The organism is Isoptericola jiangsuensis (genome assembly GCF_048320105.1).
Lineage (GTDB): Bacteria > Actinomycetota > Actinomycetes > Actinomycetales > Cellulomonadaceae > Isoptericola > Isoptericola jiangsuensis_A.
The window spans coordinates 1,881,493-1,895,882 of sequence record NZ_CP182942.1 but is presented as its reverse complement, the minus strand read 5'-3'; the positions used below and the strand labels follow the sequence as shown (position 1 = coordinate 1,895,882).

Genomic DNA, 14,390 nt, shown 5'->3' with positions numbered 1-14,390 from the left:
AAGAGAGCCCCATGAAGGTCACCATCCTGGGTGCCGGCGCCATCGCGCACGCGCACGCCGACGCCGTCCACGAGATCTCCCGCACCGCCGGACTGGAGGAGGTCGAGCTCGCCGGGATCGTCGACATCGACGCCGCGCGGGCCGCCGGGTTCGCCGCGCGGCACGGTATCGACCTCCACGGCACGGACCTGAGGACGGCGATCGACGCCGGTGTCGTCGACGTCCTGCACATCTGCACCCCGCCGGCGCTGCACCTGGACCAGGCCCGCACCGCCCTGGCCGCCGGAGCGCACGTCGTCGTCGAGAAGCCGGCCGTGCTCTCCCTCGCCGAGCTCGACGCCCTCGCCGAGCTCGAGCGGTCCGCCGCCGGCCCGCGCGTGACGCAGGTCGTGCAGCACCGCTTCGGCCCGGGCGCCGTGCGCCTGCGCCGCATGCTCGCCGACGGCGAGCTCGGCCGACCGCTGGTGGCGACCTGCGACACGATGTGGTTCCGCCCGCCCGCCTACTTCGAGGTGCCGTGGCGCGGCCGGTTCGACACCGAGGGCGGCGGACCCACGATGGGCCACGGCATCCACCAGTTCGACCTCCTGGTCTCGATCCTGGGGGAGTGGACCGAGGTGCGGGCCATGGCCGGGCGGCTCGCCCGGCACGTCGACACCGAGGACGTCTCGATGGCGATGGTGCAGTTCTCCTCCGGGGCGATGGCCTCCGTCACCAACTCGCTGCTGTCCCCGCGCCAGACGTCGTCGCTGCGCATCGACACCACCCACGCCACGGTCGAGCTCGACCACCTCTACGGGTACGAGGACAGCCACTGGCGCGTCACGCCCGCCGAGGGGCACGAGGACGTGGCGGACCGGTGGGCGGAGTCCGTCGCGGCCGACGCCGTCGACCCGGTGGACCAGGGTCGCTCGGGCCACCTGGCCCAGCTCGACCCCACCTACCGCGCGCTCCTCGCCGGCGAGGCGCCCCCCGTCGGCGTCGCGGACGTGCGCGGAACGCTCGAGCTGGCGGCCGCCATCTACCGGTCTGCCTTCACCGGCGCGCCGGTGATCCGTGATGAGATCTCCCCCGGGGACCCGTTCTACGAGAGCATGGGCGGGACGGGGGCGCCGTGGGCGCCGGTGAAGGACACGGCGAAGGGGATCTGACCATGGCAGTCACGCTCAACACCGACGGTGCGGCGATGAGCGGGTCGAGGGGTGGGGTGGACCTGTTCCGCTACGTCTACCGGCCCACGGACGCGGCGTACGAGAGCCCGCGGCCGTACCTGCACCCGCTGCGCACCCGCAGCGGGGCGGTGGTGAGCGAGTACCGTCCCGCGGACCACGTCTGGCACAAGGGCCTCGCCTGGTCCCTGCCGCACGTCGGGCCGTGGAACTTCTGGGGCGGACCCAACTACGTGCGCTCCGAGGGCGGCTACCGCGACCTGGGCAACGACGGGTCGATGGACCACCACCAGTTCACGGCGCTGGGACCCTGCGGGTTCGTCGAGGAGCTGGCGTGGCGCACCCCCGCCGGGGACGACGGCGCCCCGGGCGCGGTGGTCGTCACCGAGGAGCGCACGGTCCAGGTCGTCGTGCCCGACGACGACCCCACGGCCTGGGTGCTGACGTTCCGGTCGGTGATGACGAACGTGACCGACGGCCCGCTGGACCTCGGCAGCCCCACGACGAACGGTCGGGAGAACGCCGGATACGGCGGGCTGTTCTGGCGCGGCCCGCTGTCCTTCACCGGCGGCCCGGTCCTGCTGCCCGCGCCGGACGGGTCGGGCGTCGTCGCGGACGCCGAGGACGCCCGCGGGCTGCGCGCCGACTGGCTCGGGTTCGTGGGCCGGCACGACGGCGTCCCGGGGCAGGACGGCGGCCCGCAGGCGTCCACCGTGGTCGTGGTCGACCCGGGGAGCAACCCGGGCGGGCGGCCGCAGTGGTTCGTGCGCTCGGAGCCCTACGCGTGCGTCTGCCCGGCTCCGTTCTTCAGCGAGGAGGTGCCCTTCGCGCCGGGGGCCTCCCTGACGTTCGACTACGGCGTGGTCGTGGCCGACGGTGCCTCGGACGGCCCCCGGGGTGCGGCGCTGGCCGAGCTCGGACGGCAGGTCCTGGTCGGGGACGGCTACGCCCTGGAGCTGGGGCACGTCGAACCGGTCGCCGCCGGCTGAGGCGGCGGTCCGACCGGTCAGGCGGCCAGGCGGACCACGCGCACGGCGCCCGCCGGGACCTCCAGGACGCCGGGCGTCGTCGTGCCGGTGAGCAGCTCGGCGCCCGTGACGTCGTCGAGCACGGCGTCGTGGGCGGTGTGGTTGATCGCGAAGAGCCAGGCGGTGCCGTCGTCGGCGACGCGCCGGGTGACCTCGACCCCGGCGGGTGCGACGACCCTCGGAGTCGTGCCCGAGGACTGGGCGAGCCGGGAGGCGAGCGCCCCGAGGCCGGCGCGGTCGAGCCGCGTGCCCACGTACCAGGCCGTGCCGTCGCCGACGTCGCGGCGGGTGACGGCGGGCCACCCGGCCAGAGGGCCGTCGTCGTACGCCGCGACGACCTCCGTGCCGTCGGCGACGTGCGTCTTCTCGCTCCACAGGTCGGCGCGCGCCTCGCCGTCGACGGCCTTGCCGACGACGCTCAGCGTCTCGCCCTCCTGCAGCGTGTAGAACTCCTCGGTGCGCACGCCCAGCAGGTCGCGGAACGCCCCCGGGTACCCGCCGAGACGCACCTGGTCGCAGCCGTCCACGATGCCGGAGAAGAACGTGACCGCGACCGTGGCGCCCCGCTCGGCCGCCGCCGCGATGTTCGCCGCGCCGGCGTCGTCCACCAGGTAGAGGGTCGGGACGACGACGAGGTCGTAGCCGTCCAGGTCGGCGCGCGGCGTGACGGTGTCGACGGTGACGCCCTGCTCCCACAGGGCGGCGTGCCAGGACCGCACCTCGTCCATGTACCGCAGCTCCTGGGTGGGGTGGGAGTCGAGCTCGCTCGCCCACCAGGCGGGGTAGTCCACGACGAGCGCGGCGCGCGAGGAGACGCGCGAGCCGCGCACCTCGCCGAGGCGCTGCAGGGTCTCGCCGAGCTCGACCGTGCTGCGCCACACGTCGGTGTCCTCGCCCGCGTGCGGGAGCATCGCGGAGTGGAACTTCTCGGCACCGGCCCTCGACTGGCGCCACTGGAAGAACATCACGGCGTCGGCGCCGCGGGCGACGTGCTGCAGGGAGTTGCGCAGCATCTCGCCGGGCAGCTTGGGTCGGTTGCGCGGCTGCCAGTTGACCGCTGACGTGGAGTGCTCCATGAGCATCCACGGCTCCCCGCCGGCGACGCCGCGGGAGAGGTCGGCGGCCAGGGCCAGCTCGACGTGGCGGTCCTCGTCGGCGGCGATCGTGTAGTGGTCGTTGGCGACGACGTCGAGGTCGTCGGCCCACGAGAAGTAGTCCATGCCCTTGCACGCCGACGTCGTCATGAGGTTCGTCGTCGTGGGCACGTGGGGCGTGATCTCGCGCAGCGTGTCGCGCAGGTCGCGGTAGTAGTCGAGCAGGGCGTCCGAGCTGAAGCGGTCGAAGTCGAGCTGCTGGGTCGGGTTCGCGAAGGTCGGGGCGGCGAGCGGCGGCAGGACGTCGTCGAACGTGCCGTAGCGCTGCGACCAGAAGGCGGTGCCCCAGGCCTCGTTGAGCCGCTCGACGGTGGTGTACCGCTCGGTGAGCCAGGTGCGGAACGCCGCCGCGGCGGCGTCGGAGTAGTCGCGCGGCACGTGGCAGCCGATCTCGTTGTCGACGTGCCACAGCGCGAGGGCGGGGTGCTCGCCGTAGCGCTCGGCCATGCGGGCGGTCATGCGCAGCGCGTAGTCGCGGTGCACGGGGTGGGTGACGCTGTACGCCTGTCGGCCGCCCTGGTGCAGCACGGTGCCGTCGGCGAGCCGGGGGAGGATCTCGGGGTGGCGGCGCGTCAGCCACGGCGGGGGCGACGCGGTGGCGGTGGCGAGCGCGACCTGGATGCCGGCGTCGTGCAGGCGGTCCATGGTCCGGTCGAGCCACGACCAGTCGAGCTCTCCCTCGCGGGGTTCGAGGGTGGCCCAGGAGAAGATCGCGACGCTCAGGATGTTGACCCCGGCCTCGCGCATGAGGCGCAGGTCCTCGACGCGGACGTCGTCGTCCCACTGCTCCGGGTTGTAGTCGCCGCCGTAGCCGAGTCCCGTGAGCCGGGCGTTCCAGGGCCGGACCGCTGCAGGGTCGAAAGCGGTGGGGGCAGAGCGTCGTCGCATGGCGGAAGTCTGGCATAAATCGATTCAAGATTCGAATGCCGTCCCCGGTCGGCCGACGGTCCGGCGGCTGCCGCCGGGGCGACATCGGCGGCATCCCGCGGCGAGGGCCTGGGTCGGGATGGTCCGAGGTGTCCGTTTTGATCACCGTCCGGTAACACTCGCACTCCGAGGGTGTCGGCGGCTGCTCGCGCTGCCCTAGGCTTCCGGCGCCAGACCTCTGCCATCCCCTGAGAGCGAGCCCACCAGCGATGACCGCTGCCCGTCTGCGCGCACCGATCGCCATGATCGCCGCGCTGTTCCTGCTCCTGCTCACGGCACTCGTCGCCGTGCCGAACGCCTCCGCGACCGGCGGCGGGAGCTCCAGCGGCGCGACCGTCTGCCCCGGCGACGGCGGATGGCGCAAGATCGACGGGCTGAACGGCACGAGCGTCACGGTCGCGGCCTCCGAGGCGCGGCTCATCACCGAGGTGTGCGTCAAGGCGGGCACCGAGGTCCGCCGCGTCACCGTCGACCCGCCCGTGAAGTCCTACCTGGTCCAGAGCCCGGCCACGAACGGCCACGGTGCCACCCAGGACATCAGCCACGTCTCCGTGCGGGAGATCCCGGACAGCGGCGGCTGGTTCTACCCCGCGCCGACCTGCGAGGGCTCCCTGGTGGTCACCTACCCCGGCGGGGTGTCCGGCAACGACGTCAACGTCCGGGTCCGCGACCTCGTGACCGACGAGTCGCGCACCTTCAACTTCCACCGGAACGACGGCTCCTGGGACGGCACCCGGACGTTCGACCCGACCGCGCACCGCGACTGGCCCGGCTGGACCTACTACACCTACGAGTGGGTGCAGGTCGACGGCACCAACTACCACTGGGAGGGTGACGTCGTGTGCGGCGGCACCCCCGAGCCCGTCGAGATCGTCCCGTCCGTGCACGTCGAGCCCGCCGTCTGCGTGGCCACGCCGGGCGTCGTGCACGGTCAGGAGCTCGTCCCCGGTGCCGTGTCGGTCGAGGGTGCCGAGGGCGCCCAGGTGAGCGTCCGTGGCGCCGACGGAACCCAGGTGCCGTCCGCCGCGGCGCTCTCGCCCGGTGCCTACCGGGTCGTCGTCGTGCGTGACGACGGTCAGGAGTTCGGCGACCTCGCCGCGGGCTGGGAGGTCGACGGAGACACCGCGACCTACGCCTTCACCATCGAGCCCGCCGCCGACTGCTGGGAGGCCGTCGAGGTCGAGATGACCGGCGAGCCCACCGTCGTCGACCTGTGCGGGACCGCGGACGACGACGTCAGCTTCGGCACCGCCGTCGGGGGCACGTGGAAGCTCGGCTCCCGGACCGCACTGGGTGACGGCACGACCCGCTGGCGCGTGGTGCTCACGCCCGACGCCGGCTACGCGCTGCCCGCCCAGGGGAGCTGGGACAAGGTCGTCGAGGGCAAGGCCGTCTGGCTGCTCACCACCGACGACCGCGCGTGCGTCACCGCCCTCGCCCCGACCGTCGACCTGCAGTGCGGCGCGACGCCCGAGGACGCGGTGACCTTCCCCGAGATCGACGGCGTCACCTACGAGATGTGGCAGTCCCCGAACGGCCTCTACACCGTCAAGGCCTCGGTGGACGCCTCCACCCACGTCCTGACCAACGGGTCCGCCGCCGACGCGTCGGTGAAGTGGTTCAAGCTCGACCTCACCCTCGACGAGGACGACTGCCTTCCCGAGCCCACCGTCGTCACCCCCGAGGCCCCCGAGCACGAGGACCAGTGCGGCCCGGGCAACCTCACGGTCACCTTCCCGACCGTGACGGGCGTGGAGTACTCCTCCGAGCAGGTCGGTGACACCGTCGTGGTCCACGCCGTGCCGACGGACGGCCACGTCCTCGCCGACGCCGAGGGTCAGGCCCCGCAGGGCTGGACCTGGACGTTCACCGACTCGGACGAGGCGTGCCCGGTGCCCGCCGAGCCTTCGCTCACCGGCTCCACGGCCGTGGGCGAGTGCGTCGCCGACGCCCCGTGGATCTTCTACGAGGTGCGGCTGGAGGACGCGGACGACGTCGTCGCCGAGACCACCGTCCGCCTGCGGATCGACGGCGTCGACGGCGAGAACGTCGAGCTCGTCCTCGGCGACCTGGAGGCCGACGGGACCCTGTCCGGCAAGGTGCTGTGGCCCGGTGCCTCGGTGGGCGAGGACGGCGAGACGGCGACCGGCTGGCCCGGCTGGATCCAGCTCGCCGACGGCTCGTGGTCGCAGACCAACGGCAACCACGCCTGGACCCGCGGCGACGTCACGGCGACGCTCGTGGTGAACCCTGAGCTCGAGGTCGACCTGACCTACCCGGACGCCACCCCGGAGTGCGCCTCGCCGCAGGTCACCGAGGTCGACGAGCCGGCCGGCCCCACGGGGACGACGCCCGACGGGGTGACCGGTGCGGACGGCGAGCCCGGCGTCGACGGGGCCCGTCCTTCCGAGACCGTGGTCGACGCCGCGCAGACGGTGGAGACCGGGTCCGGGGCGCTGCCGCAGACCGGGTCGAACGTGCTGCCCCTCGTCCTCGGGGCCCTGGCCCTGGTGGCGGCCGGTGGCGTGGCGATCTTCGTCGTCCGTCGGCGGGCCTGACCCGACGCCGAACCAGCGAGGGCCCGCCCGGACCGAGTCCGGGCGGGCCCTCCGCCGTCGAACCGTCGAGCGCCTCCTCGCGTTCGGCCCCGTCGTGCCGTTCTCAGACCCGTCCCACGGTGGACTCGCGCACCACCAGCTCGGGGGAGAACAGCACCTGCTCCGCGGGTTCGTCGGGGTCGCGCAGCATGAGGTCGGCGGCCCGCACTCCGAGCTCGTGGCGGGGCTGGCGTACGGAGGTGAGCGGGGTGGCGAGCTCGGCCGCGAAGGTGACGTCGTCGTACCCGACGAGGGCGACGTCGTCGGGCACGGACACCCCTTCGCGACGCAGGGTGCGCAGGGCGCCGAGCGCGACGAGGTCGCTGACGCAGAAGACGGCGGTCGCGCTTCCACCGGCGAGCATGGCGCGGATGCCCGTCTCGCCGCCGTCGGCGTCGAGCGACACCGGGATCTCGGTGAGCGCGGTCTCGGGGTCCAGGCCGGCGTCCCGGACCGCCTTGCGGGCTCCGGTGAGGCGGTCGGCGCACTGGAGGATCGCGTGCGGGCCGTTGAGGAACACGATGCGCTCGTGCCCCTGGTCGATGAGGTGGCGCACGGCGAGCGTGGCGCCGTGGACGTCGTCGACCGCGACGGAGGAGACCGACTCCACGGGGGAGGGGTGGTCGAGCAGCACGACGCGGATGCCACGGTCGCGGGCCGCGAGCAGGTGCTCGACGGACTCGGTGGTGGGCACGACCATCACGCCGCGCACGCCGTGCTCCTCGAACAGGCGCAGGTAGCGGCTCTCGCGTTCGGGGTCACGGTCGGAGCTCGCCACCATCAGGGTGTGGTCGTCGAGCGTGAGGCGTTCCTCGATGCCGCGGGTGACGTCGGTGAAGAACGGGTTGGAGATGTCCAGCACGATCGCACCGACGGTGGTGATCCGCCCGGCCCGGAGCTGGCGGGCGGACCCGTTGCGCACGAACGCGAGCTCGGTGATGGCGGCTTCGACGCGGTCCCGGGTGGAGGGGGAGACCCTGTCGGGTCGGTTGAGCACGTTCGACACGGTGCCGACCGAGACTCCGGCGTGGGACGCGACGTCCGAGATCGACGTGCGTCTCGTGCGGGCAGGCATGGTTCCTCTCCTCGTCGACAGGACCCGGCAAGCGGGTGAGCAGCCACCGGGCTGCGGTCCACGGATCGTAGCCCGTGGGCGCGGGGCGTGGGGACCTGGCACGCCGGGTAGGCTGGAAACCGCTTGCCTGCCCGGGTGCGCATCACGCGCGCAGCGGCTCCCCGGGGGGTCCGGTGAGGCGGCTCTTGCGCCAGGCCCGGGTCGGCGGGTACCTTGTCGGCGTTGAAACGATTCATCGCGACGTCGAGGACGACGTAGGGAGGCACCAGCGATGCACGACGACGGCACCCGCCGTGTGATGTTCCAGTTCCGGGTCCGACCCGACCGGCTCGACGAGTACGGCCGTCGCCACGGCGAGGTCTGGCCCGAGATGCTCCGGGCGCTGCACGAGACCGGATGGCGCAACTACTCCATCTTCACCAGCCCCGACGGTCAGGTCGTCGGCTACTTCGAGAGCACCGACCCCGACACCGCGCGCGCCGGCATGGGGCTGCGCGAGGTCAACACCCGCTGGCAGGCCGAGATGGCCGAGTTCTTCGACGGCGCGGGCCCCGACGAGTCGATGACGGAGCTCACCGAGGTCTTCCACCTGGAGACGCAGCTCGCCTCCACCACCGACGACGCGGGCGCCGGCACGGCGACCACCCAGCACTGAAAGAGGAACCCATGCCCACGCTCCACGACATCACCCCGGTCCTGGACCGGCTCGCCATCGAGGTCCCCTCCTGGGCCTACGGCAACTCCGGCACCCGCTTCAAGGTGTTCGCGACCCCGGGGACCCCGCGCACCCCGCAGGAGAAGATCGCCGACGCCGCCCAGGTGCACCGCCTGACGGGTCTCGCCCCGACGGTCGCCCTGCACATCCCGTGGGACAAGGTCGACGACTACGCGGCGCTCGGCCGGTTCGCCCAGGACCAGGGCGTCACCCTCGGCACCATCAACTCGAACACGTTCCAGGACGACGCCTACAAGTTCGGGTCCCTGACGCACAACGACCCCGCCGTGCGGCGCCAGGCGATCGACCACCACCTCGAGTGCGTCGACATCATGGACGCCACCGGGTCGCGCGACCTGAAGATCTGGCTCGCCGACGGCACCAACTATCCCGGGCAGGGTGACATCCGCACCCGCCAGGACCACCTGCACGAGTCGCTCACCGAGATCTACGCCCGGCTGTCCGACGACCAGCGCATGGTCCTGGAGTACAAGTTCTTCGAGCCGGCGTTCTACCACACCGACGTCCCCGACTGGGGAACGTCGTACGCCCAGGTCGCCGCGCTCGGCGACCGCGCGCTCGTCTGCCTCGACACGGGTCACCACGCACCGGGCACCAACATCGAGTTCATCGTCGCCCAGCTGCTGCGCCTCGGAAGGCTCGGCTCGTTCGACTTCAACTCGCGCTTCTACGCCGACGACGACCTCATCGTCGGCGCGGCCGACCCGTTCCAGCTCTTCCGCATCATGGTCGAGGTCGTCCGTGGCGGCGGGCTCGACGAGGGCTCCGACGTCGCGCTCATGCTCGACCAGTGCCACAACATCGAGGACAAGGTGCCCGGCCAGATCCGCTCGGTGCTCAACGTGCAGGAGATGACCGCCCGCGCGCTGCTGCTCGACCGCGACGCCCTGACCAAGGCGCAGGAGTCCGGCGACGTGCTCGGCGCCAACGCGATCTTCATGGACGCCTTCTACACCGACGTGCGCCCGATGCTCGCCGAGTACCGGGCCGCTCGCGGCCTGTCCGCCGACCCCATGACGGCGTACGCCGAGTCCGGCTACCAGCACAAGATCGCCACCGAGCGGGTGGGCGGCCGGCAGGCCGGCTGGGGCGCCTGAGGCCCGCTGCCCCGACCGCGCTGCGTCGACCCACCGACCCGAAGGAACGACCCGACGATGCCCCTCAGCGTCACCGACCGCACGGTGGCCGGCCCGCACGGCGACCTCCGCCTGCGGCTCTACCGGCCCGCCGACGGCGTCACCCCCGTGGCGGGGATCGTCTGGGCGCACGGCGGAGCGTTCTACCGCGGTGACCTCGACATGCACGAGGCCGAGGGCGTGGCTCGCGCGCTGGCGGCACGTGGCGTCGTCGTCGTGAGCGTGGACTACGCGCTGGTGCCGCCGTTCGAGGGTGCCGGCCGGGCGCCCGCGCAGCCCGCGCGGGCGGTGCGGTTCCCCGTGCCGTCGCACGAGATGGCGTTCGCGTACGCGTGGGCGACGTCCGCCGACCTCGGGGTCGACCCGCACTGCTGGTCGATCGGCGGCGCGAGCGCCGGCGGCAACCTCGCGGCCGGGGCGTCCCTGCGGCTGCGCGACGCGGCCGCAGGGGTCCCGGACGTCGCCCCGGCACCGTCCGGCACGACGGCGCCCGTCCCGCGCAGCGTCGTCCTCGCCTACCCGGTGGCCCACCACGAGCTGCCCGCCGCGAGCGACGAGCTCCTGGCCAAGGTGCGCACCATCTCGCCCGACGAGTCGTTCCCGCCGCCGCGCACCCGGGCGATGAACGACAACTACCTCGGTCACGACCGCGGCCCCGACTCGCCGTACGCGTTCCCGGGCGGCCAGGACCTGCGCGGGCTGCCGCCCACGATGGTCGTGACGTCCGACCGTGACGTGCTGCGGGCGACGGGCGAGGCCTACGCGGCCGAGCTCGCCGCCGCCGGCACGGACGTCCTGCTCGTCCGGGAGGACGGCACCCGGCACGGCCACCTCAACCAGCCCCAGGACCCCGGGTGCGGGCGGTCGATCGCGCGCATCGCCGCCTGGCTGACCACCGCCGCCCTCGTGGGCACCGCCCACGAGCCGCCGGCCTGAACGTCCCCGCACCATCCATCCCGTCCGCACCACCGATCACCGGAGCAACCGATGACGAACCCCGCTGTCACGTCCCTCGTCGAGCGGTCCAACCGCCTGGGATCCGACCCGCAGAACACCAACTACGCCGGCGGCAACACGTCCGCCAAGGGTGTCGAGACCGACCCCGTCACCGGGCAGGACGTCGAGCTGCTCTGGGTCAAGGGGTCGGGCGGCGACCTCGGCACCCTCACCGAGAAGGGCCTGGCGGTGCTGCGCCTGGACCGCATGCGCGCGCTGGTGGACGTCTACCCGGGCGTGGAGCGCGAGGACGAGATGGTCGCCGCGTTCGACTACTGCCTGCACGGCAAGGGCGGTGCCGCGCCCAGCATCGACACCGCGATGCACGGCCTGGTCGACGCCGCGCACGTGGACCACCTGCACCCGGACGCCGGCATCGCGATCGCGACCGCCGTGGACGGCCCCGAGCTGACCTCGACGATCTTCGGCGACAAGGTCGTCTGGGTGCCGTGGCGTCGCCCCGGGTTCCAGCTCGGGCTCGACATCGCGGAGATCAAGAAGGCCAACCCGGACGCGATCGGCACGATCCTCGGCGGGCACGGCATCACCGCCTGGGGCGACACCGCCGAGGAGTCCGAGGCGAACTCGCTGTGGATCATCTCCACGGCGGCGCAGTACATCGCCGCCCACGGCAAGGCCGAGCCGTTCGGCCCCGCGCGGGACGGCTACGGCGCGCTGCCCGAGGCCGAGCGCCGCGCCAGGGCCGCGGCCCTCGCGCCGCACCTGCGCGCCGTCGCGTCCCAGGACAAGCCGCAGGTCGGCCACTTCACCGACACCGACGTCGTCCTGGACTTCCTCGCCTCCGAGCGGTACCCGGAGCTCGCCGCCCTGGGCACCTCCTGCCCGGACCACTTCCTGCGCACCAAGGTCAAGCCGCTGGTGATCGACCTGCCGGCCACGGCCACGGTCTCCGAGATCGTCGAGCGCCTGCCGGAGCTGCACGAGGCGTACCGCGCCGACTACACCGCCTACTACGAGCGCGGCGCCGCCGAGGCGCGCGCGAAGGGCGAGGAGCCGCCCACGATCCGCGGCGCGGACCCGCTCATCGTGCTGGTGCCCGGCGTCGGCATGTTCTCCTACGGCGCCGACAAGCAGACCGCCCGCGTCGCCGGCGAGTTCTACGTCAACGCGATCAACGTCATGCGGGGCGCGGAGGCGCTCTCGACGTACGCCCCGATCGACGAGTCCGAGAAGTTCCGCATCGAGTACTGGGCGCTGGAGGAGGCCAAGCTGGCGCGCAAGCCGAAGCCGAAGCCGCTGGCGACCCGCATCGCGTTCGTCACCGGGGCGGCGTCCGGCATCGGCAAGGCCATCGCCGAGCGGCTGGCCGCCGAGGGCGCGTGCGTCGTCGTGGCGGACCTCGACCTGGCCAAGGCGCAGGGTGTGGCGGCCGAGATCGGCAGCACCGACGTCGCCGTCGGGCTCGCGGCCAACGTCGCCGACGAGGCGGCCGTGCAGGCCGCGCTGAACGAGGCCGTCCTCGCGTTCGGCGGCGTCGACATCGTCGTCAACAACGCCGGGCTGTCCCTGAGCAAGTCGCTGTTCGACACCACCGAGGCCGACTGGGACCTCCAGCACGACGTCATGGCCAAGGGCTCGTTCCTCGTGGCGAAGAACGCCGCGCGGATCCTCGTGGACCAGAAGCTCGGCGGCGACATCCTCTACATCTCCTCGAAGAACTCGGTGTTCGCCGGCCCGAACAACATCGCCTACTCGGCCACCAAGGCGGACCAGGCGCACCAGGTGCGCCTGCTCGCGGCGGAGCTGGGCGAGCACGGCATCAAGGTCAACGGCATCAACCCCGACGGGGTGGTGCGCGGGTCCGGCATCTTCGCCTCCGGCTGGGGCGCGAACCGGGCCAAGACGTACGGCATCGACGAGCAGGACCTCGGCAAGTTCTACGCCCAGCGCACCCTGCTGAAGCGCGAGGTGCTGCCGGAGCACATCGCCAACGCGGCGTTCGTGCTGTGCACGTCCGACTTCTCGCACACCACCGGTCTGCACGTGCCCGTCGACGCGGGCGTGGCGCAGGCGTTCCTGCGATGAGCGAGGCCCCCGCGGCGACGGCGTTCGTGGCAGTCGACCTGGGCGCCACCAGCGGACGGGTCGTGCTGGCGGTGCTCGACGGCGCCCACGGCGCCGAGCGGATCGACCTGACCGAGGTGGGCCGGTTCACCAACGGCCCGGTCGAGGTGCCCGTCGCGGACGGCACCGCCCTGCACTGGGACCTGCTGCACCTGTGGCGCGGCACCCTCGACGGCCTGCGGGCCGCCGGGGTGCTCGCCCGGGAGCGGGGTGTGACCGTCGCGGCGATCGGGATCGACTCGTGGGCCGTGGACTACGGCCTGCTGGACGGCTCCGGCGCACTGCTCGGCAACCCGCGCCACCACCGCGACCCGCGGCTCACCGGCGTCGCCGAGGAGGTCCTCGACCGCCTCGGCGCCTCCGGGCACTACGCCGTCAACGGGCTCCAGACGCTGCCGTTCAACACGGAGTTCCAGCTCGTCGCCGGACGGCACGACGCCGCCTGGCCCGTCGCGGCGTCGTTGCGGCTGGTCCCGGACCTCCTGGCGTCGTGGCTCACCGGTGCGGTGGTCACCGAGGTCACCAACGCCTCGACCACCGGGCTCGTCGACGCGGCCACCCGGCAGTGGTCCGCCCCGGTGATCGACGCCCTGCAGGCCGAGTACTCCGAGCTGGGCGACCTGCGCGGACGGCTGGCCGACCTCGTGGAGCCGGGGACCGTCGTCGGACCGCTCACCGCCACGGTGCAGACAGCGACCGGGCTGGGTGCCGTTCCCGTGGTCGCCGTCGGGTCGCACGACACGGCCTCGGCCGTGGTGGGCGTGCCGGCCGCCGACGAGCGGTTCGCATACGTCTCGTCGGGTACCTGGTCGCTCGTCGGCGTCGAGCTGGACGCCCCCGTGCTGTCCGAGGAGAGCCGGCTTGCGAACGTCACCAACGAGCTCGGCGTCGACGGCACCGTGCGCTACCTCAAGAACGTCATGGGTCTGTGGGTGCTGTCCGAGACGCTGCGCACCTGGCGCGAGGCCGGCCGGGAGGTCACGCTCGCCGAGGCCCTGGCAGCGGCGGAGTCTGCCGAGCCGGGGCGCACCGTCGTCGACGTCGACGCGCCGGAGTTCCTGGCACCCGGCGACATGCCGTCCCGGATCGCGGCCGCCGCGACGGCGTCCGGCCAGCCGGTGCCCGACGGTGTGGGCGAGGTCGTGCGGTGCATCCTCGACTCGCTCGCCGCGGCCTACGCTCGCGTGCTGGCGGAGGTGACCCGCCTGTCCGGCCGCGAGGTCGACGTGCTGCACGTCGTCGGCGGCGGCTCGCAGAACGAGCTGCTGTGCCGCCTCACCGCGCGGGCGACCGGGCTGCCCGTGGTCGCCGGGCCCGTCGAGGGTGCCGCGCTGGGCAACGTCGTCGTCCAGGCCCGCGCCGTCGGCGCCCTGAGCGGCAACCTGACGGACCTGCGCCGCGTGGTGCGTCGGTCGGCCCACCTGGAGCACTACGAGCCGTGACGTAAGCCGACAACAAGAGGTGGCGGGCTGAGGTTTCCGCGCACG

Annotated in this window: 10 protein-coding genes; 8 read left to right on the top strand and 2 right to left on the bottom strand. The window is 73.1% G+C overall.

Going from position 1 to position 14,390, the window contains the following annotated elements; translation table 11 throughout:
- Nucleotides 1-11 precede the first annotated feature (11 nt).
- Complete coding sequence (locus ACNHYB_RS08885) at nucleotides 12-1,151, top strand: Gfo/Idh/MocA family protein (protein WP_418274989.1); 1,140 nt, start codon at nucleotides 12-14, stop codon at nucleotides 1,149-1,151.
- A 2-nt stretch (nucleotides 1,152-1,153) separates the two neighbouring features.
- Entirely contained in the window at nucleotides 1,154-2,158 is a 1,005-nt protein-coding gene (locus tag ACNHYB_RS08880; RefSeq protein ID WP_418274988.1) for a PmoA family protein, read from the top strand.
- A gap of 17 nt (nucleotides 2,159-2,175) precedes the next feature.
- Here the strand turns inward: ACNHYB_RS08880 and ACNHYB_RS08875 are convergent, their stop codons facing one another.
- A complete protein-coding gene (locus tag ACNHYB_RS08875; protein ID WP_418274987.1) occupies nucleotides 2,176-4,239 on the bottom strand; it encodes a beta-galactosidase in 2,064 nt (687 codons plus the stop codon).
- A 248-nt stretch (nucleotides 4,240-4,487) separates the two neighbouring features.
- Between ACNHYB_RS08875 and ACNHYB_RS08870 the strand changes: the two genes are divergently transcribed.
- Entirely contained in the window at nucleotides 4,488-6,836 is a 2,349-nt protein-coding gene (locus ACNHYB_RS08870; protein ID WP_418274986.1) for an LPXTG cell wall anchor domain-containing protein, read from the top strand.
- Between the two features lie 103 nt (nucleotides 6,837-6,939).
- Here ACNHYB_RS08870 and ACNHYB_RS08865 read toward each other — a convergent pair whose 3' ends face one another.
- Nucleotides 6,940-7,950, bottom strand: a complete 1,011-nt coding sequence (locus ACNHYB_RS08865) for a LacI family DNA-binding transcriptional regulator (protein ID WP_418274985.1) — start codon at nucleotides 7,948-7,950, stop codon at nucleotides 6,940-6,942.
- 271 nt (nucleotides 7,951-8,221) lie between these two features.
- On the opposite strand from ACNHYB_RS08865, the gene ACNHYB_RS08860 reads away from it, so the two are divergent.
- The 5 genes from ACNHYB_RS08860 to ACNHYB_RS08840 are packed head-to-tail and all read left to right on the top strand — an operon-like array spanning nucleotide 8,222 to nucleotide 14,345.
- A complete protein-coding gene (locus tag ACNHYB_RS08860; RefSeq protein WP_418274984.1) occupies nucleotides 8,222-8,605 on the top strand; it encodes an L-rhamnose mutarotase in 384 nt (127 codons plus the stop codon).
- 11 nt (nucleotides 8,606-8,616) lie between these two features.
- A complete protein-coding gene (rhaI, locus tag ACNHYB_RS08855; protein WP_418274983.1) occupies nucleotides 8,617-9,783 on the top strand; it encodes an L-rhamnose isomerase in 1,167 nt (388 codons plus the stop codon).
- A 57-nt stretch (nucleotides 9,784-9,840) separates the two neighbouring features.
- The gene (locus ACNHYB_RS08850) at nucleotides 9,841-10,758 is read left to right on the top strand and encodes an alpha/beta hydrolase (protein ID WP_418274982.1); all 918 of its coding nucleotides are present in this window, start codon (nucleotides 9,841-9,843) and stop codon (nucleotides 10,756-10,758) included.
- Nucleotides 10,759-10,809: 51 nt separating this feature from the next.
- Entirely contained in the window at nucleotides 10,810-12,864 is a 2,055-nt protein-coding gene (locus ACNHYB_RS08845; RefSeq protein ID WP_418274981.1) for a bifunctional aldolase/short-chain dehydrogenase, read from the top strand.
- Nucleotides 12,861-14,345, top strand: a complete 1,485-nt coding sequence (locus ACNHYB_RS08840) for a rhamnulokinase (RefSeq protein ID WP_418274980.1) — start codon at nucleotides 12,861-12,863, stop codon at nucleotides 14,343-14,345. The genes ACNHYB_RS08845 and ACNHYB_RS08840 overlap by 4 nt, the downstream gene beginning before the upstream one ends.
- Nucleotides 14,346-14,390 lie beyond the last annotated feature (45 nt).

Bases quoted from the DNA above. Each gene is read 5' to 3' on its own strand.
- ACNHYB_RS08880 (WP_418274988.1), top strand. From the start codon at position 1,154: ATGGCAGTCACGCTCAACACCGACGGTGCGGCGATGAGCGGGTCGAGG.
- ACNHYB_RS08885 (WP_418274989.1), top strand. From the start codon at position 12: ATGAAGGTCACCATCCTGGGTGCCGGCGCCATCGCGCACGCGCACGCC.
- rhaI (WP_418274983.1), top strand. From the start codon at position 8,617: ATGCCCACGCTCCACGACATCACCCCGGTCCTGGACCGGCTCGCCATC.
- ACNHYB_RS08845 (WP_418274981.1), top strand. From the start codon at position 10,810: ATGACGAACCCCGCTGTCACGTCCCTCGTCGAGCGGTCCAACCGCCTG.
- ACNHYB_RS08840 (WP_418274980.1), top strand. From the start codon at position 12,861: ATGAGCGAGGCCCCCGCGGCGACGGCGTTCGTGGCAGTCGACCTGGGC.
- ACNHYB_RS08865 (WP_418274985.1), bottom strand. From the start codon at position 7,950: ATGCCTGCCCGCACGAGACGCACGTCGATCTCGGACGTCGCGTCCCAC.
- ACNHYB_RS08860 (WP_418274984.1), top strand. From the start codon at position 8,222: ATGCACGACGACGGCACCCGCCGTGTGATGTTCCAGTTCCGGGTCCGA.
- ACNHYB_RS08875 (WP_418274987.1), bottom strand. From the start codon at position 4,239: ATGCGACGACGCTCTGCCCCCACCGCTTTCGACCCTGCAGCGGTCCGG.
- ACNHYB_RS08850 (WP_418274982.1), top strand. From the start codon at position 9,841: ATGCCCCTCAGCGTCACCGACCGCACGGTGGCCGGCCCGCACGGCGAC.
- ACNHYB_RS08870 (WP_418274986.1), top strand. From the start codon at position 4,488: ATGACCGCTGCCCGTCTGCGCGCACCGATCGCCATGATCGCCGCGCTG.